At 38.2% G+C, this 21,434-nt stretch carries 15 protein-coding genes; 7 read left to right on the top strand and 8 right to left on the bottom strand.

All coding sequences use genetic code 11. From position 1 onward, the window contains the following. Positions 1-42 precede the first annotated feature (42 nt). Positions 43-873: an SDR family oxidoreductase gene (locus tag AC1M86_RS05435; protein ID WP_481607439.1), complete on the bottom strand. Its 831-nt coding sequence runs from the start codon at positions 871-873 to the stop codon at positions 43-45. Positions 874-1,102: 229 nt separating this feature from the next. On the opposite strand from AC1M86_RS05435, the gene AC1M86_RS05430 reads away from it, so the two are divergent. The 3 genes from AC1M86_RS05430 to AC1M86_RS05420 all read left to right on the top strand — a co-directional run bounded on the left by AC1M86_RS05430 (position 1,103) and on the right by AC1M86_RS05420 (position 5,395). Then, a complete protein-coding gene (locus AC1M86_RS05430) occupies positions 1,103-3,145 on the top strand; it encodes a hypothetical protein (RefSeq protein WP_481607438.1) in 2,043 nt (680 codons plus the stop codon). A 113-nt stretch (positions 3,146-3,258) separates the two neighbouring features. Next, the gene (locus AC1M86_RS05425) at positions 3,259-4,974 is read left to right on the top strand and encodes an AAA family ATPase (protein WP_481607437.1); all 1,716 of its coding nucleotides are present in this window, start codon (positions 3,259-3,261) and stop codon (positions 4,972-4,974) included. Between the two features lie 52 nt (positions 4,975-5,026). Further along, complete coding sequence (locus tag AC1M86_RS05420) at positions 5,027-5,395, top strand: 5-carboxymethyl-2-hydroxymuconate Delta-isomerase (RefSeq protein ID WP_035263762.1); 369 nt, start codon at positions 5,027-5,029, stop codon at positions 5,393-5,395. 34 nt (positions 5,396-5,429) lie between these two features. Here AC1M86_RS05420 and thiM read toward each other — a convergent pair whose 3' ends face one another. The 3 genes from thiM to AC1M86_RS05405 form a co-directional block, all read right to left on the bottom strand. Further along, the gene (thiM, locus tag AC1M86_RS05415) at positions 5,430-6,302 is read right to left on the bottom strand and encodes a hydroxyethylthiazole kinase (protein ID WP_481607436.1); all 873 of its coding nucleotides are present in this window, start codon (positions 6,300-6,302) and stop codon (positions 5,430-5,432) included. Positions 6,303-6,311: 9 nt separating this feature from the next. Next, positions 6,312-7,472 (bottom strand): hypothetical protein, encoded by a 1,161-nt coding sequence (locus AC1M86_RS05410; RefSeq protein WP_481607435.1) that lies wholly within the window; start codon positions 7,470-7,472, stop codon positions 6,312-6,314. 199 nt (positions 7,473-7,671) lie between these two features. Next, complete coding sequence (locus tag AC1M86_RS05405; RefSeq protein ID WP_481607434.1) at positions 7,672-7,935, bottom strand: hypothetical protein; 264 nt, start codon at positions 7,933-7,935, stop codon at positions 7,672-7,674. A 304-nt stretch (positions 7,936-8,239) separates the two neighbouring features. Between AC1M86_RS05405 and pepN the strand changes: the two genes are divergently transcribed. Next, positions 8,240-10,849 (top strand): aminopeptidase N, encoded by a 2,610-nt coding sequence (gene pepN, locus AC1M86_RS05400; protein WP_481607433.1) that lies wholly within the window; start codon positions 8,240-8,242, stop codon positions 10,847-10,849. Positions 10,850-10,900: 51 nt separating this feature from the next. On the opposite strand, the gene putA is transcribed toward pepN, so the two are convergent. Then, entirely contained in the window at positions 10,901-14,650 is a 3,750-nt protein-coding gene (gene putA, locus AC1M86_RS05395; protein WP_481607432.1) for a trifunctional transcriptional regulator/proline dehydrogenase/L-glutamate gamma-semialdehyde dehydrogenase, read from the bottom strand. A 125-nt stretch (positions 14,651-14,775) separates the two neighbouring features. On the opposite strand from putA, the gene AC1M86_RS05390 reads away from it, so the two are divergent. Then, positions 14,776-15,267, top strand: coding sequence for an Lrp/AsnC ligand binding domain-containing protein (locus AC1M86_RS05390; protein ID WP_035263751.1), 492 nt, complete (start codon positions 14,776-14,778; stop codon positions 15,265-15,267). 45 nt (positions 15,268-15,312) lie between these two features. On the opposite strand, the gene putP is transcribed toward AC1M86_RS05390, so the two are convergent. Then, positions 15,313-16,827 (bottom strand): sodium/proline symporter PutP, encoded by a 1,515-nt coding sequence (putP, locus tag AC1M86_RS05385; protein ID WP_481607431.1) that lies wholly within the window; start codon positions 16,825-16,827, stop codon positions 15,313-15,315. 368 nt (positions 16,828-17,195) lie between these two features. On the opposite strand from putP, the gene AC1M86_RS05380 reads away from it, so the two are divergent. Both AC1M86_RS05380 and AC1M86_RS05375 read left to right on the top strand, forming a co-directional pair. After that, positions 17,196-18,653, top strand: coding sequence for an aspartate ammonia-lyase (locus AC1M86_RS05380; RefSeq protein WP_481607430.1), 1,458 nt, complete (start codon positions 17,196-17,198; stop codon positions 18,651-18,653). A 388-nt stretch (positions 18,654-19,041) separates the two neighbouring features. Then, a complete protein-coding gene (locus AC1M86_RS05375) occupies positions 19,042-19,710 on the top strand; it encodes a DUF4349 domain-containing protein (RefSeq protein WP_481607429.1) in 669 nt (222 codons plus the stop codon). Between the two features lie 9 nt (positions 19,711-19,719). On the opposite strand, the gene AC1M86_RS05370 is transcribed toward AC1M86_RS05375, so the two are convergent. Both AC1M86_RS05370 and AC1M86_RS05365 read right to left on the bottom strand, forming a co-directional pair. Then, positions 19,720-20,442, bottom strand: coding sequence for an SIR2 family NAD-dependent protein deacylase (locus AC1M86_RS05370; RefSeq protein WP_481607428.1), 723 nt, complete (start codon positions 20,440-20,442; stop codon positions 19,720-19,722). Between the two features lie 75 nt (positions 20,443-20,517). Continuing rightward, positions 20,518-21,426 carry an alpha/beta fold hydrolase gene (locus AC1M86_RS05365; protein ID WP_481607427.1) on the bottom strand — a complete coding sequence of 303 codons (909 nt, stop codon included), beginning with the start codon at positions 21,424-21,426 and terminating at the stop codon, positions 20,518-20,520. Positions 21,427-21,434 lie beyond the last annotated feature (8 nt).

Here is a 21,434-nt window from a genome sequence, read left to right as displayed (position 1 = left end):
CATCTATTGATTCATTCCCTGATTCAAAATTGTTTATATTGACTATAAATATTCTTTTAAAAGTTGTTCTGTCTCGTCAAACAATCGCTGAGCTAAACTACGATTTTTCGCATGTGCAGATTGAAAAGCTGGTGTTTGCAAACTTTTGTATTGACCTGTTTTCTTAGACCATTCAGGTGATAACGCAATTTGATGAATAAGATTTGCTGGTTTGTTGGGTGAGATTAAGAACAATTTTAAAGCGCGATATTGATAGTTAGGAAGCTCGCGATAAATTTCGGAATCCACACCACCTGGATGAATTGCATTACTGGTGATAGATGTGCCTTTGAGCTTTTCAGCTAAGGCATGACTAAATTGTAAATTTGCTAATTTACTATTTCCATAGCTGAGTACACCGTTATATTTTTTAACAGAATGAAATTTAAATTGATGTGTGTCAATTTTACCCAGAACATGCATCATGGATGCAAGATGAATGATACGGCCTGAAGGCGCGTTTTGAAGTAAAGGTAACAATTGTATTGTCCACACAAAATGTCCTAGATAATTGACACCTATTTGTTTTTCAAAACCATTAGCCGTTTCTTCTAATTTAGGCGTCATTAGACCTGCATTGTTGACCAAAATATCAATCTGTGAATATTTTTCTTTTAAAGTTTGTGCTGCAGATTTGACTTGATTTAAATCATTTAAATCTAATTCTACAATATCAATTTGACCATGACCTTTGGTGCTGATTTCTGCTTTAGCTTTCTGAGCTTTATCCAAATTACGACAGGCAAGTACGACATGATGACCATCTTCAACAAATTTTTTTGCTGTCGCTAATCCAATTCCTGTATTTGCACCTGTAATCACCACTGTTTTCATTATTGTCTCTAAAGTTCTTAGTATGAGATTGTTTTAATACAGTCAGAGCAGTGAGTCAAACGTACTTTCAAGAAATTTTCATATAATTGTTGCATGATACGAACTGCTTATCTGACTCATACAAAAGTTACAGAATCTGAATAGCACAACTCATTTTAAGATAGAATAATATAGTTATATCGTTGTTATTTTTAAAATTCTTCCAGTCTTTCTTATTTAGGCAAACTGTATGCTGGCGTGTCCTCCGCAAAATCCAAAGCAACGTCATCAATATACTGCACAGGCATTAATTGATCATTGCGATACACTCAAAGCCGTATTTCAGGATCAGTGGTTATATCTATGGACGATTACGCCTGAAAATTTATTCGTAATTGATCAGGAAAATAATAGCTTAGTGATCGCAGATGGACTGCTCACAGTTGAGTGTATCGATGATTATAAAATTCAATTTTATACATCCCACTCAAATGTCGAGATTCAAAAAATTGCGGATTTTATGTTCAATGATTTTAGTTTTATCTTTAATCATAAGGCCTCACATCATTCTTTATATTTAAAAACGAAAGTGCAGTTATTTCGTCAAATGCTGGTTGAAGAAGTCTTTAAATGGGTCGATGGAGAAAATCGTGTTGAACAGTGCCTCTATAATTTGACCGATCAGCAAGCGATGCAGTTAGATCGAATCATGATGCAAAGTGAGTATTATGATGAACCTCATTTGCTGAATTTCAGCCGATTTGGTGCTGAAATACCTCTGGAAGTTGAACTAAATTTTAAACATCTGTGTTTGGTCAATTCAGTCATGGGAGATAATTTTCTTGCAGTGCAAAAATTGATCCCAGTATACGATCGGTTAAGCACTTCAGCAGAATTAATGTTGCCAAAACGGTTATATCGTATGGCACAAATTTCGTTCGAGGAACAATTTAGCTTATCTCAATTGGTAGACTTAGAGCCTGATTTCAATTTACTCAAACAGCATAACGAGCAAACACCGCATTTATTAGGTTTTACACGTTGGATCAAACGAGGGTATTGGCAGTATCAAGATATTTTCAATAAACAAAATTTTTTAAATAAAGATGTGCAGTATTGGGTAGAAGATATAGCGCAACAGTCGCCACTGTTTATACACAAAAGAGCAGTGAATTGGTTATTTAAACAAGATTATCTTGTCATCGACTGGGTAAGTGAAAATTTAAAAGATCCAAATATTCGATTGGCTGTCACCGCTTTAAGTTTTGTGGATTGCTCTAAAGTACATCCGCATGTCATACAACTCTCGATTCAATATTTTGAACAGGTTATCGGTCGTTTATTTATTTCTGAGTGTTTACGTATTTCACAGCAACAAGCATGGTTTGAACTATCTGCTGAGCATCATTCATATGCATTGAATGAGGCACAAAATGCTCAAGATTTTAAAAAATCACAGCCACTCACGGCTTCTATTTTATATCTTAAGGAATGGTTGGACTTGTTATGGTCATTGGATCAGCAAGGATTGAGTTCAGTGAAATATGTCTTTAAACGTATTTCTCAAGTGATGCAGTCTTATATGTTGTTTTTAAATGACTTAGTTAAAGATCTACCTGATGAAATCATCAAATTTATTGAGCCCTCAACACAACATCAAACGCATTTTCATTTCTTGATGCAGCAGTATCATATCAATCTAGATGAGTTTAGGCAGCGCTTTAAACATCCAAACTCTCAATATAACCGCAGCAATAGTATTTTTGACTCTTATGTCGCAGATTATCTCATTGATTTTTTTCAACAAGATCGAACCATTGCGAAAAACATGACATGGCCCGCATGGTATCAGCAAGCAATACGTTGGCATCAACATTTACATTATGTTGATACATTGACGACTTTGAAATTGCGACATGCTGAGAGTCATTGGAAACGAGTATCACCCCAAGCAGTTATGTATACAGAGAATTGGAAATTTGTGGAATTGAATGAGTTAGAGCAAATTATTCAAGAGTCTGTAAATTATAAACATTGTTTGGCTTTATCTTATACCCAAAGAATTATTGATGGTGAATATGTGGCGTTCCATATGTCAAATTTACATGATCCCTCACAGCATTTGACACTCGGTTGTTTTTTTAAATTCGATCAGTTGCATTTTGACCAACTGCGTTTGCCCAATAATGAAGTTGCTGATCTTAAGGTTGTGAGGGAAGCCAAAGCGTTTGTACATCAAGTCAATGAAATGTTGATTTGGAATTTTGGAGATCCTGAACAAATCAACAACTGATGCGCCTTAAATTGACGTATTCACGCGTTAACATGATCACAAGGCTGATTTTTGGCTTAACTTTTTGATGAAATGTCGTTAGGCTAAGAGCGTTCAAATTAGGTTAAGCACATATGAAACAAGAAACTGCACTGAAGTTAATGAAAGCAGGGGAAAATGTCTTTTTGACAGGTTCTGCGGGTGCAGGAAAAACGTATACGCTTAATCAATATATTAATTATCTTAAGGCACGAAAAGTTTTAGTCGCCATTACTGCATCTACAGGCATTGCAGCCACACACATGAATGGGATGACCATTCATACGTGGGCGGGGATCGGGATCAAAGATTTTTTATCAGATGATGATCTAAAACGCATGAAAGAGCGTAAATATCTCAAAGAGCATTTAGAAAATGCGCAGGTATTGATCATTGATGAAATTTCGATGTTACATGCAAAGCAGCTTAATTTAGTTAATCAAGTGCTCAAGTTTTTTAAAGAGTCTGATGAAGCATTTGGTGGCATACAGGTGATTGCCGCTGGAGATTTCTTCCAGTTACCACCAGTCGGACGCAATGACGAAAAAAATCGAGATAAATTCTGTTTTATGTCCCAGGCTTGGGTAGAAGCGAAATTTCGTGTTTGTTATTTAACTGAACAACATCGACAAGATGACTCAGCCTTGAATGATATTTTGAATGCAATCCGTGCGCAAAATATTCAAGCCGAGCATATTCAAGCTTTACAACAAACGCGTGAGCAAGATATTGGTGAAACATTTACACGTTTGTATACCCATAATATGGATGTTGATGCCATTAATTACCGTCATTTAAATGAGATTGATGGGGATGGTCATCAATTTTGTGCACAAATGGATGGTAATGAAAAATTAATCGAGACATTAAAATCTTCCGTACGTGCACCAGAAGAATTGACCTTAAAGAAACATGCCAAAGTCATGTTTGTAAAAAACAATTTTGATGTGGGTTATATCAATGGCAGCCTTGGTGAAGTCATTGGCTTTGAAGAAGTAGATGATCACGGGGTATTACCTAAAGTTAAATTAACAGACGGCACTGTTCTGGTGGTCGAACCTGAAACCTGGTCTGTTGATAATGATGCAGGAAAGACAATCGCGAGTTTTTCCCAAGTTCCTTTGCGGTTAGCTTGGGCGATTACTATTCATAAGTCTCAAGGGATGACTTTATCGGCGGCGGAAATCAATTTGGCGAATACCTTTGAAAAGGGTCAGGGCTATGTCGCCTTATCTCGTTTGAAATCTATTGATGGTCTGAGGTTGCTCGGCTTCAATGAGCAAGCATTAGAATTAGACAGTTTAGCAATTAAAGCCGACCGAAGATTTCAAGAACTCTCTGATGAAGCAGAAGCGCATTTTGGTGATGCTGATTTAGAAGCGCAACATAAGGCATTTATTCGGCACTGTGGTGGCACACTCAATGAGCTTGAGATTAGTCGTAATGAGAAAAAAATTGCCAAAAATGCAGGCAAAGCCAATTATGCCACCGCGACTCTCGATGAAACTCGCGAACTCTTTGAAAATGGTTATGAAATTCAGGATATTGCGGTTGAGCGTGGTTTAACGCCAGCAACCATTATTAACCACTTAGGCAAACTCCATCGTGAGCAGGGCTTAGATATCTCGGTTGCTCATCCTGGGGATGAAGTCGTTGAACAAGTACGTAAAATCTATAAAAAATTACTTAAAAGACAGAGTCCTGAACATTTCGGTGAAGATGGTGCGATCAAGTTGCGTCCGATCGTGGAAAATACCAATCCGCGTATGGGCTATGACCAAGTGAGATTAGCCTTATTATTCATTGAATAATGAGTTACGCATTTGAAATTGATTTTTTAACACACAAGCAAAGGGAATTAAGATGCCACAGATGATCGTTGAGTATTCGGATAATATCCAAAATTTAGATGCGCAAGCGTTACTTTTAGGCTTAAACCACGCTTTATTTGATACAGGTCTAGTGGGGCATCCTTCTGATATCAAATCACGTATTCGTGCTAATAGTGATTTCCTGATTGGTTTTGGCGAAGAGCCTCAAGCCTATATTCATGTTCGTTTAGGGATCATGACGGGGCGTAATGAAGAACAAAAGAATCTTATTTCAGATCGCTTAAATGAGTATCTTCATAGCTTTAATGGTTATCATGCTCAAGGCTTAACGGTTCAATTGATCATTGAGTTAGCGGAAATGCCAAAAGAGCATTATCGTAAAGGTAGAGTTCAGAAGTAAGACTAAAAAGGCTGAAGTGATCTTCAGCCTATCGTTATGCAGCAAAAGTCAGTATTTCGATATCTGCACTGTTTTGAATTTTTTCAGCCGAATAGCTATAGAGTTCATCGATGAAAGCGACATTAAAACTTCCGACAGTTTGAGCCTGCGTATAAGCGAGCTTACCTGCGATGGCAAAGTGTACATGGGCAGCAATACATGCAATGGTTGGGTTTGTTACGCCAGCATAAGCAGCAATTAATGCACCTAAGGCGCATCCTGTAGCGGTAACTTTTGGCTGTAAATGTGAACCACCATTAATCTTAACCATACATCCATAAGACTTAGAAAGAATAAAATCAGATTCGCCAGAAATTGCGATACATTCAGAGTAATCTAATAAAGTTTTTGCCTGTTCTACTACGGCAGCGCTATCGAGGGTACTGTCTACACCCTTAGATTGATTTTGTTGTCCAGCTAAGCTCCCAATTTCTGAAGCATTACCTCGGATAATGGTGGGTTTAAACCGCAATAAATCATTTGTAATTTCAGTACGCCATGGCAAAACAGCACTATAGCCAACAGGATCTAATACCCAAGGTATATTTTTTTTGTGAGCAGTTTCTGTGGCAATTTTCATTGCGGCAACTTGTTCTGTATGAGGTGTCCCTAAATTGATACTTAAAGCTTGACTAATACCCACGAAACTTTCAGCTTCAAAAGGATTATCAATCATGGCAGGTGAGGCACCAGCAGCTAACAGTACATTTGCGACATAGTTGGCAGCAACCTGATTGGTCATACAATGCACTAAAGGTTGAGTGGTTCTTAACAGATGCCATGCTTCAATGACCTGTTTAAGAATCTCTTGGGTTTGAACCTCAATATCTTTTGGAGCATTTGCTATCAAGTTTTCTGGATGATTCATAGTCGTTCGCTAGCGTGTAAAATAGTGGTCTTGGTGATTACAATTACGACAAATTAAACTGACATAGTCATCAGCGTCATAATCCACAGAAAGTTCATTCGAGCCACAATTCATACAACGTTTTTGTGAGTAGAAATTTAAACGTGGCTCGATTTTACTCCACGATCGCCAAACAGGTTGAAAAAAGATTGATTCATCATAGCCTAGAAAATGAAAAAATAAGATTTCGCTCATTTTACTTAAAGGCAAGTTAGGTAGCCTTGGCAGTGTTGAGGTTTCCCATTTTTCAGCTAAAGAACGTTCACGATATTGCTGTAAAGTCTTTTTTAAAAGGTTGGTATTGATAAAATTTTCATTACGGGCTTGGAGTGCTTTCTGATGGTGCAAATACTCAAGCGCAGTTTGAACTAAATAATAGATTTGACCCACAGCAAGAGAGTCTAATAATCTAAAACAAAAGGTTTGAAAACTCTGATTTCCAGCAATTTGAACGCCCCAAGTTCGACAGTAGTATTGCGCAAATTGAATAATTTCTTGGTACAACAGAGTATAGAGTGCACTTTTGACTTCATCACTATTTTTAAATGGTACACCTTGGCTCAGATTTTCATAAAAGAGCTGACGTAACGCTTGAGTAATACTAAACAAGCTCGGCTCAGAATAGCCGTCAAGACGGACATTAATATAGTATTGACTGAGTTCACTCGAAAAGTCACGTGGGACAAGAATATTGTCTTTCAAAAGTTGTTTCATCAAATGATTTTGAAATAAATAACTTGGGGTAATGGTATGATATTTAATATTTTCCCAATCGATGAATTCTTGATGTTGGGTATGCTCATGGACTTGTTGATCTAATATTGAGAGTAAAAACAACTTGTGCATAAAGCTCAGTTGATGCAAATCGAGTTCTTGTATGTCTTTATTCTTCGATGCAATCTTACGTTGTTCTTGAATGCGAGTTTCCTGCATCATTTTCTTTCGTTTTGCTGTGCAGCGCTCACAATGGCAGTTGCGGTTTTCATCTTGAAAGACTTGATGGTGGCAATGGGAACATTGATGGAATAGGATTTCTTTATCAAATTCTTCTGCTTCAATAAAGTACATACTGGCCTGACAAAGTGGACAGAAACTACTTTCATCAGCATTTTTTTGGAGAATTTGCAACATGGCAGCACTTTAATTTCAAGATGAAAGAATTATACACACGATTGTTCAACATCGCTTGATTGAGTCAGTATTGAAAACAAATCTGACTGGTGTTGCGATCAATAAAATAAGCAGGTGAATGCCTGCTTATGTGAAATATATGAATAGATCGAACCGGAAAATCATTTCCTCAAGTGTTAGATCGACCTAGATAGAGGATTTAATAGGTTAAAGGGCAAGGGAGCTCTGAATCGGAAAAATGTTGCATTTTAGCTTGGATCAGTACCTGAGATTTCTTTTGAGATAATCTCTTGATTCCGAGTACATCATAGTTTTTCAATACAGCTGTGACTTCTGATGTTTCAATAGGCATTCCCTCACTGGTTAAAAACGCTGCAATCACGCGATGATCAATTTTAGCAGCATCCATCATCTGCATGGTTTTGATGTTTTCTACTCTGACTATATGGTTCCTGATGAGCATGATTCACCTCATTTATGATTTATAAGTTTTTTGATGATTACCGCTCTTAAACTGAAGCAATAATTATGCTTGAAAATAAATAAGTGAATTTTTGTTACATTTCTATCGTACTTAGACAAGATATTTGAAACGGGTAATAAAGAAGCAAACTGTTGTTACTACAAATAAATTAAATTGAAAAAAACATGAATAGACCCATATTAAATAGAGCGTCAAACACAGACAATTCGTCAATTTTGACCTATGATCAATTGACTTCACATAAAAGCATAATCGCTGTAAAGAACAGCTTATAGGACGAGTTATGAATATCGCGGCAAATCCAGTGATCGAAGCAGATCAAACGATTTTTTTGAAAGATTATCAGAAGCCAGCATTTGTCGTGGATTCGATTGATTTAAATATCCAAGTCTATGACGATCATACGATGGTGACAGGCACACTAAAAATGCAACGTCAGACTGAAGGTGATTTGGTATTGCTTGGTCGTGAGCTTGAGTTGAAGTCAATTACACTGAATGGTCAAGAGTTAGATTCTTCGCAATATCATCTAGATGATGAACAGTTAGTGATTAAAGATGCACCTGATGATGCATGCATCGTTACAGTCGTTGAAATTCATCCTGAATCAAACACACAACTTGAAGGTTTATACCAAGCAGCATCTGATCTGTTTGTAACTCAAAACGAGCCAGAAGGCTTTCGTAAAATTACGTTCTATCCAGACCGTCCAGATGTGCTGTCTGTTTTCACAACACGTGTCGAAGCGGATAAGAAATTTCCAGTCCTACTGGCGAATGGTAATTTAATTGAAGCGGGTGAAGTGGGCGAAGGACGTCATTATACCATTTGGCAAGATCCAACCAAGAAACCAGCCTATCTCTTTGCATGTGTCATTGGAGACTTAGCGGTATTAAAAGATCGTTACGTCACTTCTGAAGGTCGTGATGTAGCTCTAGAAATTTATGCTGAAGAAAAAGATATTCCTAAGTGCCATATTGCCATGGAAGCACTTAAACATTCTATGCGTTGGGATGAAGAGCACTATGGATTACCTTATGATTTAGACAATTATATGATTGTCGCGACCAGTGCATTCAATATGGGTGCAATGGAAAACAAAGGGCTTAATATTTTTAACACATCATGTGTTTTAGCTGATGAAGAATACACGACTGATGCTGCGATTATGCGTGTTCAATCTGTTATCGCTCATGAATATTTCCATAACTGGACGGGTAATCGTATTACTTGCCGAGACTGGTTCCAACTTTGTCTGAAAGAAGGTTTAACCGTTTTCCGTGATCAATCTTTTTCTGAGGATTTGCAGTCTGCTGCTGTTCAACGAATTGATGATGTGGCAGTGCTTAAAGCGCATCAATTCCCTGAGGATTCAGGCCCATTGTCTCATCCTCCACGTCCAGATCATTTCGTAGAAATTAATAACTTCTATACAGCGACTGTGTATGAAAAAGGTGCAGAAATTAACCGAATGATGGCGACTTTATTAGGTAAAGAAAAATTCCGTAAAGGAACGGATGAGTATTTCCGTCGCCATGATGGTCAAGCTGTGACTGTGGAAGATTGGGTTGCTGCATTATCAGCAGGTTCTGGTGTGGATTTATCAGGATTTTTAACTTGGTATAACCAACCGGGTACACCTAAGCTTGAAGCCAAAGGTGAGTATGATGCTGAGCAGAAAACTTATCGTTTAAACTTTAAGCAAAGTTTAAAACCACATCCAAAATATCCAAACTTAAAAGCGGTTCCAATTCCTGTCGCTTTGGCTTTGTTTGATGAACACACTGGTGAGCAACTTCAACTTGAATGCTCAGCTTTAGTTGAAGATCAAGTCAAAGATGGTGTTTACTTATTCACGACTGATGAAGCAACGATCGAGTTTAAAAACGTGGCGAAGGTGCCTGTAATTTCACTATTACGAAATTTCTCTGCACCTGTGAATTTAGAGTTTAATTATACTGATGAACAGCTTGCGTTATTATTACAGTACGAAACCAATGGCTTTAATCAGTGGCAAGCGACGCAAACATTGCTTGAGCGCATCTTATTAAATGACCAACCTGCTGACATATATATTGAAGCGATGTTAAAAACGCTATCTAGAGTAATTCAGCAAGATCCGCTGTTAGCTTCACGTTTATTTGATGTTCCGAGTGAAGGTTATTTGGGTAGTCGTATTGACCACGATTATCAACCGACAGCGATCTATGAAAAGCGTAATGCTCTATTAGATACTTTGTCTCGCCGTTTAGGTGATTTTGCTAAAGAGACTTATTTATCATTAGATCCAGCAATACAGTCAGATTTTTCCCAAGCTATGGGTACACGTGCTTTAAAGAACATCATGCTTTCATTTATTGCGCGTCAAGGAGATGAGGCTGCATTTGATTTAGCTGAGCAACAGTATCGTCAAACACGTAATATGTCTGAACGTTTAGGTGCTTTAAAAGTGTTGGTTTGGAATGATGCACCGCAAGCTGTTGAGATTTTAGAAGATTTCTATACGCGTTTTAAAGATGAGGCTCTATCAATGGATCAGTGGTTTATGATCCAAGCAGCTCATCCGAAAGCGACAGCAGAAACGATTCAAAAACTGACATCACATGCTGATTACGATCTTAAAGTACCTAATCGAATCCGTGCTGTAACTGGTGGTTTAAATTCAAACCCTGTCAATACTTGGAGTTTTGGGGTAGATCATATTATTCAGTTGGCTCAATATTTGGATGAAAAGAATCCGATTGTAGGCTCACGTTTGTTACAACTTTTATCACGTTGGTACACGTTAGCCCATCCTCAACAAGCCGAAGTCAAAGCGAAACTCGAAGCATTGAAACCTATCGTGAAATCTAAAAATGTATCTGAAACTTTAAATAGTATGCTTGCTGTTTAAATCACAAATAAAAAACCAGTGCAATGCACTGGTTTTTTTGACTCAACAGAATCAAGCTTGCATGGTCATTAGACTCGCATTACCACCTGCAGCTGCGGTATTAATACTAATTGCACGTTCAATAAAGAAGCGTTCTAAAGGAATGTCATAATTACCAGGCTCTAGATGTGTTATTCCGATGATCGGACCTTGTCGCTGAGCCACTTTATCTTGCAATTTTAACAGTTGATTTTTGGTGCCATGATGTAGAATTGCATCAAAACTACCTGTCTCAATATCAGCAATAATGGCGATACGTTGAGCGACCTCTTTAGGCATAGACTGTAAGTATTTTAAAACAAACGTATTCTCACCTAGAACAGTTGGCTGAGAGCCAACCGCGAGAATGGCATGAAGTTGATGAATCTGATCTATTTCTTGATCTGCCAAGCTTAAAACACGATGTCTCGGTAACACAACATATTGATTGCTTTCACCTGTTGGTCCTTGTAATTCATAGCTATGTCCGACACAACTTGGTTGCAACACCTTCATTTGATAATGAGGAAATGACTTATTGACCCAATCTTTATATTGATTCAATAAGTTTTGATGTTCAGTCAATTCAACGCCTTTGCTCGTTGCATAAGGTTGTTCAATTTTTTTATGTGTACATTCATGCATTAACCGATAAATATACATCGGTCCACCAGCTTTGGGACCTGTACCAGATAAACCTTCTCCACCGAAGGGTTGTACACCGACAACAGCACCTACAATGTTGCGGTTAATATAGAGATTTCCAACTTCTGCTTTTGAAATTACGGTTTGTATGGTTTCATCGATACGCGTGTGTAAGCCCATAGTCAAACCATAGCCTTTGGCATTGATTTGATCAATAAGTCGATCAAGTTCGCCATATTTATAAGTAATGACATGCAGTACTGGACCAAAAACTTCACGTTCAAGATCATCTAAATGTGGTAACTCAACTAAAGTCGGTTTAACAAATGTCCCTTGCTTGAGATGAGAGTCATCTTCATCCCACATGAGTTGTTGAACGGGATAACCCAGAGATTTCATTTTATTAATATGTTGATCAATGGTTTGTTTTGCTTCTCGATCAATTACAGGTCCAATATCAGTTTTCAATAAACTTGGAATGCCGACACGCAATTGCTTCATTGCACCTTTGAGCATTTTGATCACGGTATGTGCATTATCTTCTTGAACACATAAAATTCGCAGTGCTGAACAACGCTGACCTGCACTATCAAATGCTGAGCTGACAACATCTAATACCACCTGTTCAGTCAGGGCAGAAGAATCTACGATCATGGCATTTTGACCGCCAGTTTCTGCAATGAGAGGTATTGATTGACCAAATTGATTCAGTCGTTTTGCAACGGTTTTCTGCAAAATTTTCGCAACCTCAGTTGACCCTGTAAACATAATACCTTGAATACGATGATCACTACTGAGTTGTGCACCCACTGTTTCACCACGTCCTGGCAAGAGCTGTAAGACAGATTGTGGTACGCCAGATTCCCAAAGGATCTGAACTGCAATTGAGGCAATTAAAGGAGTTTGCTCCGCTGGTTTGGCGATTACAGTATTCCCTGTTACAAGTGCCGCCGCGATTTGACCTGTAAAAATTGCCAATGGGAAGTTCCAAGGACTAATACACAGTACTGTACCTAAGGGTTGAATAACGGCTTTGTGTTCTAGATCTTTCACTTGTGCTGCGTAGTAGCGTAAGAAATCTACTGCTTCGCGTACTTCAGCAATCGCATTGGCAAATGTTTTACCGCTTTCGCGACTGAGCAGAACCATTAGCTCTTCAAGTCGAGACTCCATCACATTGGATGCTGTAATTAAATATTCTGCACGTTGATCTTTTTCTAAATTTTGCCAATCCTGCTGTGCTTCAGTCGCATTAACTAACGCCATTTCCACTTGCATGGCATGAGTCTCCGTCACTTCACCGACAATATCTTGATGGTTCGCAGGATTGAGAATTGCCATTGACTCTGTATCGTGTACGGATTCATCTAATCTCAGACCCATTGGGGTGGCTTTAATTTGAACTTTAGACCATTGTTGATAAGTATGATTCAAATGTTCAAGGTCTTGGTCATTTGCAAGATCAATTCCAAGAGAGTTAGGGCGATGATCAGCATATAAATGTTTCGGATATGGAATAGCAGGGTGCTTTAATCCAACTTTGCCTTCGATTCGACTTGTGACATCAATGGTTTGATGTGGATTTTCAATCAAGTCATCAATTTTGAGTGTTTTATCAGCAATACGATTTACAAAAGACGTGTTTGCCCCATTTTCAAGCAATCGTCTAACCAAATAAGCCAAAAGGGTTTCGTGATTTCCGACAGGTGCATAAATTCGGCAAGGTACGCCAAGTTTATCATCTGCTTTAGAACCGACGACTTGTTCATAAAGTGGTTCACCCATGCCATGTAAACATTGGAATTCGTATTGTCCCTTATAATATTGTTCAGGATTTGCCAAATGATAAATAGTGGCTAAGGTTTGTGCATTATGTGTTGCGAATTGTGGATAAATAAAGTCTGGTTCGGCTAAAAGTTTGCGAGCACATGCAATATAAGATAAATCTGTGTGCACTTTTCGAGTAAAGACAGGATAATCGGTCATGCCTTCAACTTGTGCTTTCTTAATTTCACTGTCCCAATAGGCGCCTTTGACTAAACGAATCATTAAACGTTTTTGACTACGCTTAGCTAAATCAATGATGTAATCGACCACGTAAAAACATCTTTTTTGATAAGCTTGAATCACAAATCCAATGCCTTTCCAGCCATTCAATTTTGGTTCGAAACATAAGCGTTCAAGAAGTTCCAATGAAATTTCCAGACGATCAGTTTCTTCAGCATCGATATTTAGACCAATATCATATTGTTTCGCTAGAACCGCTAGATTAAAGACTTTGTGATAAAGCTCATCGTGTACACGGTCAATTTGCGAGCGTTGATAACGTGAATGAAGTGCTGAAAGTTTGATTGATATACCAGGGCCTTCGTAAACATCTTTGTCAGACGATGCCTTACCAATCGCATGAATCGCATTTGTATAATCTTGATAATAGCGCTCTGCATCATGATCTGTAAGCGCTGCTTCACCTAACATATCATATGAGTAACGAAAGCCTTGTTCTTCTAATCGTTCGGCATTATTTAACGCCTCATCAATGGTTTCACCTGTCACAAACTGTTCACCCATCATACGCATAGCAACATCAACGGCTTTGCGAATAATGCCACGGCCACTTCGTGCCAAGATGCCTGTGAGTAGACCAGATAAACTATTTGCTTTAGGTGTTTCCATTAACTTACCGGTCAACATTAAGCCCCATGCTGCCGCGTTTACAAACATTAGGCTGCTTTGACCTAAATGATCTTTCCAATTGCCTTGGTTGATTTTGTCTTTGATCAATAAGTCACGTGTTGCTTTATCAGGGATACGTAAGAGCGCTTCAGCTAAACACATGAGCGCAATACCTTCTTGTGAAGATAATGAAAATTCTTGTAATAAACCCTGTACAATGCCTGCTTTGCCCGCTGCCCCTTTACGTTCACGTAATGAATGCGCTAAATTGAAGGCTAATTGATAAATTTTGTCTGAAATTTCTTGATCAATCTCGGTCTCTTCGAGAAGTGTTTCGACACATTCAGATTCATCACGGCGCCATGCACGATTTATTTCTAATTCTAGATCTGATTTATCTTTAAATTCAGTAATGTCTTGAATGTCTAATGGGCGAGAAAGGGGTGAGCTAAGTTGTTCCATGAGATATACGCCAGCGTCCTGTGACAATGAAATAGATTTATCTTTAAGGTTTATTTAATTTATGATTACAGAAAATATGGTGCATAACTCACTATAATTAGAGTTAAATTTAGAGAATAATTCGCATGCAGACTCAAATGATGACCTTGGATCGTACAGATTTAAAAATTTTAGATATCTTGCAAAAAGATGGGCGTCTATCAAATATAAAACTTGCTGAAATGGTCAATCTTTCTCCCACAGCAGCGCTTGCTCGAGTACAAAAACTAACCAAAGATGGATATATTACAGGTTATGAAGCCAAGTTAAATCCAGATCTGCTGAATCGAAGTTTTGTGGTATTTGTCGAAATTTTATTAGATAAAACAACTCCAAATGTATTAGAAGAATTTTCTGATGCAGTCAGAAGTTACCCTGAGATTGTTGAATGTCACATGATCAGCGGAGGGTTTGATTTTGTGGTTAAAATCCGTTGCGCCAACATGGAAGAGTTTCGCAAGATTTCTGGACAGGTTTTATGGCAACTGCCAGGCATCAAAGAAACCCGTAGCTATCCAGTGATGGAAGTTATTAAGGAATCGTCGCAAGTGCAACTTAAGCAAACATTTAAAAAGTAAATGTATAAGAAAGGGGCTATAAGCCCCTTAATTTTTTATTTCTCATTACCTTCCATTTTTGATTTCTTGCATTTCAATTTCATATTTCTGTTGAGCTTCATCAAAACGGTCAGTCACATCTTGCGCTGGCGGGCGGCCTAATAAACTCACCACCATAATACTCACCCAAGATAAAATAAACCCAGGAATGATTTCATAGACGCCTGTATCAGCCATGGTGTTTTTCCATACAATGACGGTAACAGCACCAACAATCATACCTGCCAATGCGCCATTGATGGTCATTCGCTTCCAGAAGAGAGAAAGGATAATCAGTGGTCCAAATGCTGCACCAAAGCCAGCCCACGCATAAGCAACTAAACCGAGTACCTTGCTGCCCGGATTCATTGCAAGGAAGATCGCCATAATCGCAACGATTAATACCATCAAACGACCTACCCAAACCAGCTCGGTTTGTGATGCAGATTTACGAATAAATGCTTTGTATAAGTCTTCTGTAAGCGTGGTAGAGCATACCAATAGCTGGCAACTGAGGGTACTCATCACTGCTGCAAGAATCGCGGCGAGAATCACTCCTGCAACCCATGGATTAAATAAAATTTTAGTTAATTCCATAAAAACAGTTTCAGGATTTGCATTGACTGCAGCACCGAGTTGAGGAAACGTATCAAAGTAAGCGATTCCGAAATAACCGACAGCGACTGCACCACCAAGACATAGAATCATCCATGTCATTCCAATTCGACGTGCTGCTGGAATAGACTTCACGGAATCTGCTGCCATAAAGCGCACAAGAATATGTGGTTGACCAAAGTAGCCAAGTCCCCATGCCATTGAAGATAAAATTGCTACAGTGCTGAGATCTGAAAGTAAATTATTCGCTAATGGGCGTGCGGATTCCACAATGACACTAACTTGCTGAGCATTTTCACCAATGGCTAAATAGGTCATTACTGGAGCAAGTAAAAGCGCAAAGATCATCAAGCCTGCTTGGAATGTATCTGTCCAACTGATGGCTAAGAAACCGCCAATACAGACATAACTAATCGTTGCCACTGCTCCAATCCATAGGGCTGTGTTGTAATCCCAACCAAATAGGCTTTCAAATAAACGTGCACCTGCGACCATGCCAGAGGCACAATAAATTGCAAAGAAAATCAAAATTACAAAAGCTGAGATGATACGAAGAACTTTTTTCCGATCACCAAAGCGGCTGGTGAAATAGTCGGGGAGAGTCAATGCGTTATGTTGTATTTCGGTGTGAACACGTAGACGACCCGCGACCAACAGCCAGTTCAACCAAGCACCGATAATTAAACCAATGGCAATCCAAGCTTCGGATAAACCTGAGAGATAAATTGCACCAGGTAGGCCCATGAGTAACCAGCCACTCATATCTGATGCACCTGCGGATAATGCAGTGACGACACTGCCTAAACTCCGACCACCTAAAATATAATCATCAAAATTATTCGTGGCTTTGTAGGCATAAAGCCCAATGCCAAGCATCGCCACAATATAAAAAATAAATGTGATTAGCGTAGGATTTAATTGGCTCATTGCTATGCCATCCTTTGTCTGTCCTAAATGACCATCTTTCCGAGATGAATTTTTAATCGAATTATTCGAGGAGCTGATTCAAGCACGTTTTGAAAATTACGCTCTGTTACATTTGAGTGAGATTTATAGTTGTTTAGTGAAACTGAATGTAATTTTGGTTACAAAGACTATTTTTTCAAAAAAGTTTACTTTGAGGGTTAAAACAATTCTATAAATGATTATTTTTAACATAAAGTTACATTTGTCACTTAAACAGCGAAGTTGTAATTTTTTATTGCATAAAGAAGTATTAAATCAATAGTGAAAATAAGCATGAAGCCTATCATCGATATTGCACGATAATGGTGCATTATTGTTGAGTAATAAAAGTGTCTACGGTTCAATTTGATAAAACAAGAATAGAGCATGATCTGCTCGGTGAAAAAGCGGTTCCTTTCGATCGTTACTATGGGATTCATACCCTGCGTGCGATGGAGAATTTTCAGATTTCGCATCAACAAATAGGTGAAAACATACATTTTATTCGTGCATTGGCACAGGTAAAAAAAGCATCAGCACAGACAAATTTAAAATTTTCCAAATTGAGTCAAGATGTCAGCCAAGCGATTCAATGGGCTTGTGATCAACTGATTGAGCAGCCTGAAAGTTGGAAATCATCATTTCCAATTGATATTTATCAGGGTGGGGCTGGAACTTCTATTAATATGAATAGTAATGAAGTGGTGGCTAACCTTGCACTCGAGTATCTCGGCTTGCCTAAAGGTCAATATGATGTAATTCATCCAAACGACCATGTGAATAAATCGCAATCGACCAATGATGTTTATCCAACTGCATTGAGATTAGCAACATATTACAGTTTAGAAGATTTATTGTCTCAAGTTCGCTCATTAATCGCTGCTATTGAGATCAAAGCATCTGAATTTCAACACGTAATTAAAATGGGGCGAACTCAACTCCAAGATGCTGTACCCATGACACTCGGACAAGAGTTTCGTGCATTTGCGACGCTATTAAAAGAAGACTATCGCCTCATCCAAAAGATGCGTCATTTACTGCTAGAAATAAATTTGGGTGCGACTGCGATTGGAACGGGTGTGAACACACCTCATGGATATGCACTAGAAGTGGTTCAAACGCTTTCTCAAATTACTGGATTGAAATTACAAGGTGCTGAAGACTATGTTGAAGCCACCAGTGACTGTGGCGTATTTATTATTCTATCAAGCACTTTAAAGCGTTTAGCCGTCAAGCTCTCAAAAATTTGTAATGACCTGCGCTTATTAAGTTCAGGGCCTCGTACGGGATTAGCTGAAATTAGATTACCTGAATTACAAGCCGGCTCATCCATTATGCCTGCGAAAATCAATCCAGTTATTCCTGAAGTAGTGAACCAAATTGCTTTTAAAGTCATTGGTAATGATTTGACAGTGACCATGGCAGCTGAAGCGGGGCAATTACAATTAAATGTCATGGAACCTGTAATTGCACTGACCATGAATGAATCAACCAATTTATTAATTCAAGCAATGCAAACACTAGAAAACAAATGTATCCAAGGTATTACTGCAAATGAACAGACTTGTTACGATGCAGTGATGCGAAGTGTTGGTATCGTCACATTATTAGATCCGATTCTAGGTCATGCCAAATGTGATGAAATTGGGAAGGTTTGTCTTGCAGAAAATAAAACCATTCAGCAAGTTGTCATTGAGCAGAATCTTTTGACGCAAGAGCAGTTAAATCAAATTTTCTCTTTTGAAAATTTAGTGTCTGAGATCGCGGGTAATGTTGTCGATGATATGAACATGGACAAAGTAAGCTAATAGAGTAGATAGAATCTGAAAATCAATTGAATATGAATTGATGGCATATTTCATTCAATGAGGTATGCCATTTTCATTGAAACTTTTAAGTATAATTTCTTAATTGAATGTTTATAATAATTAAAATTTTGAGCCATCAATACAAACATTATAATTTAGAGAAAGTGAATGAAAAGAATAGTAATAAGCACGCTGCTGTGTTCGATGTTGCTGGTATCCTGTTCAAAAAAAAATAGAGGAACACTCTGCTGAAGCAGTTCAAGAAAACACTGCTGATACGTAAGTTGATATGCAAGAAGCGGCTGAACCAAATACTTTGCCCGTCCAGGAGTAAAAACCTGAGGTCATATTAAATCAAGAGGTTAATTCGGTTGATCTTACTCGTCGTATGGTTCGAGAGGCGCAAGTTAACTTTACCGTTAAAGATGTGGTGAAAAGCAGTTTAGAGATTGAAAAAATAACCCTTCAAGCAGGCGGATTTATTGAAAGAAAAGATATTGATTTCAATGTGGTTGATCTTAAACGTCAGAATATTTCAGAAGGTAAAGTAAAAGTATTTGAAAAAGTTGAACCTATATCTTTTATGGTGCTACGTGTACCGAGTGAGCGTGCCCCACATGTTGTTAATCAACTTTTACCTTTAATGTTTTTTCTGAATCAGCAACGCTATAGTGCACAACGTTTTGAATTGAAGCTTCTTCAAGAAAAAATGAATCAAGCACAGACTATTTCAAGTCAAGCACGACCAGCTCATTTGAATGAAATCACACGGCTCACTCAACTCGAAGTTCAAGACCGTGTTAAATTCAGTACGATCAGTTTACAACTGAATCAACCAACACTGGTCCGAGAAAGGGTTGATATTGATATTGATACAGTGGCGCGATTAAATGGTGATCACTTTACTCAGCGTGTTTGGAATAGCATCAAATATGGCTGGCAATTTGTGCTCGATCTTTTGGTGTTTTTATTAATGATTTGGCCTTTGTATTTGATTGTCTTACTTGGCTTCTTGTTATATCGATGGTTAAAACCTTATTTTGATAAACTCAAATAAGCCCATGCCTCAATTTGGCTGAACTGAAGAAAGAAGTTTGGCCAAATCTTGCATTCCTTCGGTTGCTGATTTTGAGATACATGTATAGTATTGTGGCACACGGCCGAGATCGGCTTTAGGGTCGATATAATACGCATCACAGCTTGGTGAAATACTGTGTACTAAGCCTGCAACAGGATAAACAGCTAAGCTTGTTCCAATCACAACAAAGATTTCAGCTTGCTGGCAAATCACTTCTGCTTCTTCAAAAGCGGGAACGGATTCACCAAACCATACGACATGTGGACGAAGCGGATATCCAGCGTCACAGAAGTCACGAGAAATATCCAGTTCAATTCCTTCAATTGTGTAAAATTTGTCTGTGAATTGAGCATCTGGCCCCGAGGTTTTGGCTAGTCTTATATTTCCATGAAGATGCAGTACTTTTTTACTACCAGCGCGTTCATGTAAGTCATCAATATTCTGCGTGATCACATGGACATCATAATGTTGCTCAAGTGCTGCAATCGCCAAATGTGCTGCATTAGGTTCAGATGCTAAAATTTTTTTTCGCCGTTGATTGTAAAAGCGCTGTACTAAAACAGGATTGTTACGCCAAGCTTCAGGCGTTGCGACGTCCTCTATGCGATGGTTTTCCCAAAGTCCATCGCTATCTCGAAATGTATTGATACCACTTTCAGCACTCATACCAGCACCCGAAAAAATCACAAGCTTTTTTTTAGACTGATTCATCCAATCTCCATCCTATTGATTTTATGCCCACGTATGACGTCTGGATCAACTTAATATTCAAATATTCATTAGAGCTTATATAGTTTGATTCAGAAATTTAGAAATTTCTTGTGCGAATTTAATGGGTTCATTGATCAAAGGCGTATGCCCTGAGCGCTCAAACAGTACGATACGATGATTTTTAACCGATTCAGCAATGAGCTTTTGCCCTTGCGCTGGATAGAGTGCGGATTTAGCGCCGATAAAAAAAGTTGCTGGACATTCTAACTTTGAGATCGCGGCTCTGTAATCTTCTTTATGGTTTAGATAGTTGTCAATGTACCAACGCATATAGTCGAGACGTTGCATAGGGAGGATTAACTTTTGAATTTTCGGTTGATTGAGTGTTGTTTTAAAAATTTTAGCGCTCAATTGATGATTATCTTGTAAAGATAAAAATTTAACCCAAAGCTCGACTAATTCGCGGCTTAAGTGAGTAGGTAATTCACTCAGGTTTTGATAATTTTCATGTTGATGTAAAAAAGAAGAAAGTTCGATGAGTAGCTTTTTGAACTCTGGATAGCGATCGCCCAATAGCCCGAAACTCCAAGTTTCATCAGAAGGTATTTTAGGGGTTTGATCAATATGCAAGTATGCTTGGATTTGATCAGCAAATTGACCATATTGCATACCATGCATGGCAGTAGTTGCCCCCATAGAATAAGCAATCACTTTATATTGTTGTCTAGGGCGTTGACTGATCAATGCCTGAATATCGTTCCAGTGACTTGAAATAGCATCAGCATCTGGAATTTTACAATGCTTAGACCCACCAAAACCACGCCAGTCAGGAATAATAAATTTATATTTCTTTAAATTAAATGCAAAAAAAGGAATCCATTGCCAACTTTGCATTCCTAAACCAGATAGCACCAAAACAGGTTCACCTTGACCAATTTCACGAACATATAATTTTTCGTTATCTTGCATAGTAAAAAATGGCATAGATATAT

The sequence above is a fragment of the Acinetobacter sp. ANC_7654 genome, assembly GCF_056779855.1.
This window is presented reverse-complemented; position numbering and strand designations above follow the sequence as displayed.

Coding starts and splice junctions, on each gene's coding strand:
- AC1M86_RS05435 (WP_481607439.1), bottom strand. CDS start 873: ATGAAAACAGTGGTGATTACAGGTGCAAATACAGGAATTGGATTAGCG.
- AC1M86_RS05430 (WP_481607438.1), top strand. CDS start 1,103: ATGCTGGCGTGTCCTCCGCAAAATCCAAAGCAACGTCATCAATATACT.
- AC1M86_RS05425 (WP_481607437.1), top strand. CDS start 3,259: ATGAAACAAGAAACTGCACTGAAGTTAATGAAAGCAGGGGAAAATGTC.
- AC1M86_RS05420 (WP_035263762.1), top strand. CDS start 5,027: ATGCCACAGATGATCGTTGAGTATTCGGATAATATCCAAAATTTAGAT.
- thiM (WP_481607436.1), bottom strand. CDS start 6,302: ATGAATCATCCAGAAAACTTGATAGCAAATGCTCCAAAAGATATTGAG.
- AC1M86_RS05410 (WP_481607435.1), bottom strand. CDS start 7,472: ATGTTGCAAATTCTCCAAAAAAATGCTGATGAAAGTAGTTTCTGTCCA.
- AC1M86_RS05405 (WP_481607434.1), bottom strand. CDS start 7,935: ATGCTCATCAGGAACCATATAGTCAGAGTAGAAAACATCAAAACCATG.
- pepN (WP_481607433.1), top strand. CDS start 8,240: ATGAATATCGCGGCAAATCCAGTGATCGAAGCAGATCAAACGATTTTT.
- putA (WP_481607432.1), bottom strand. CDS start 14,650: ATGGAACAACTTAGCTCACCCCTTTCTCGCCCATTAGACATTCAAGAC.
- AC1M86_RS05390 (WP_035263751.1), top strand. CDS start 14,776: ATGCAGACTCAAATGATGACCTTGGATCGTACAGATTTAAAAATTTTA.
- putP (WP_481607431.1), bottom strand. CDS start 16,827: ATGAGCCAATTAAATCCTACGCTAATCACATTTATTTTTTATATTGTG.
- AC1M86_RS05375 (WP_481607429.1), top strand. CDS start 19,042: ATGGTTCGAGAGGCGCAAGTTAACTTTACCGTTAAAGATGTGGTGAAA.
- AC1M86_RS05370 (WP_481607428.1), bottom strand. CDS start 20,442: ATGAATCAGTCTAAAAAAAAGCTTGTGATTTTTTCGGGTGCTGGTATG.
- AC1M86_RS05365 (WP_481607427.1), bottom strand. CDS start 21,426: ATGCCATTTTTTACTATGCAAGATAACGAAAAATTATATGTTCGTGAA.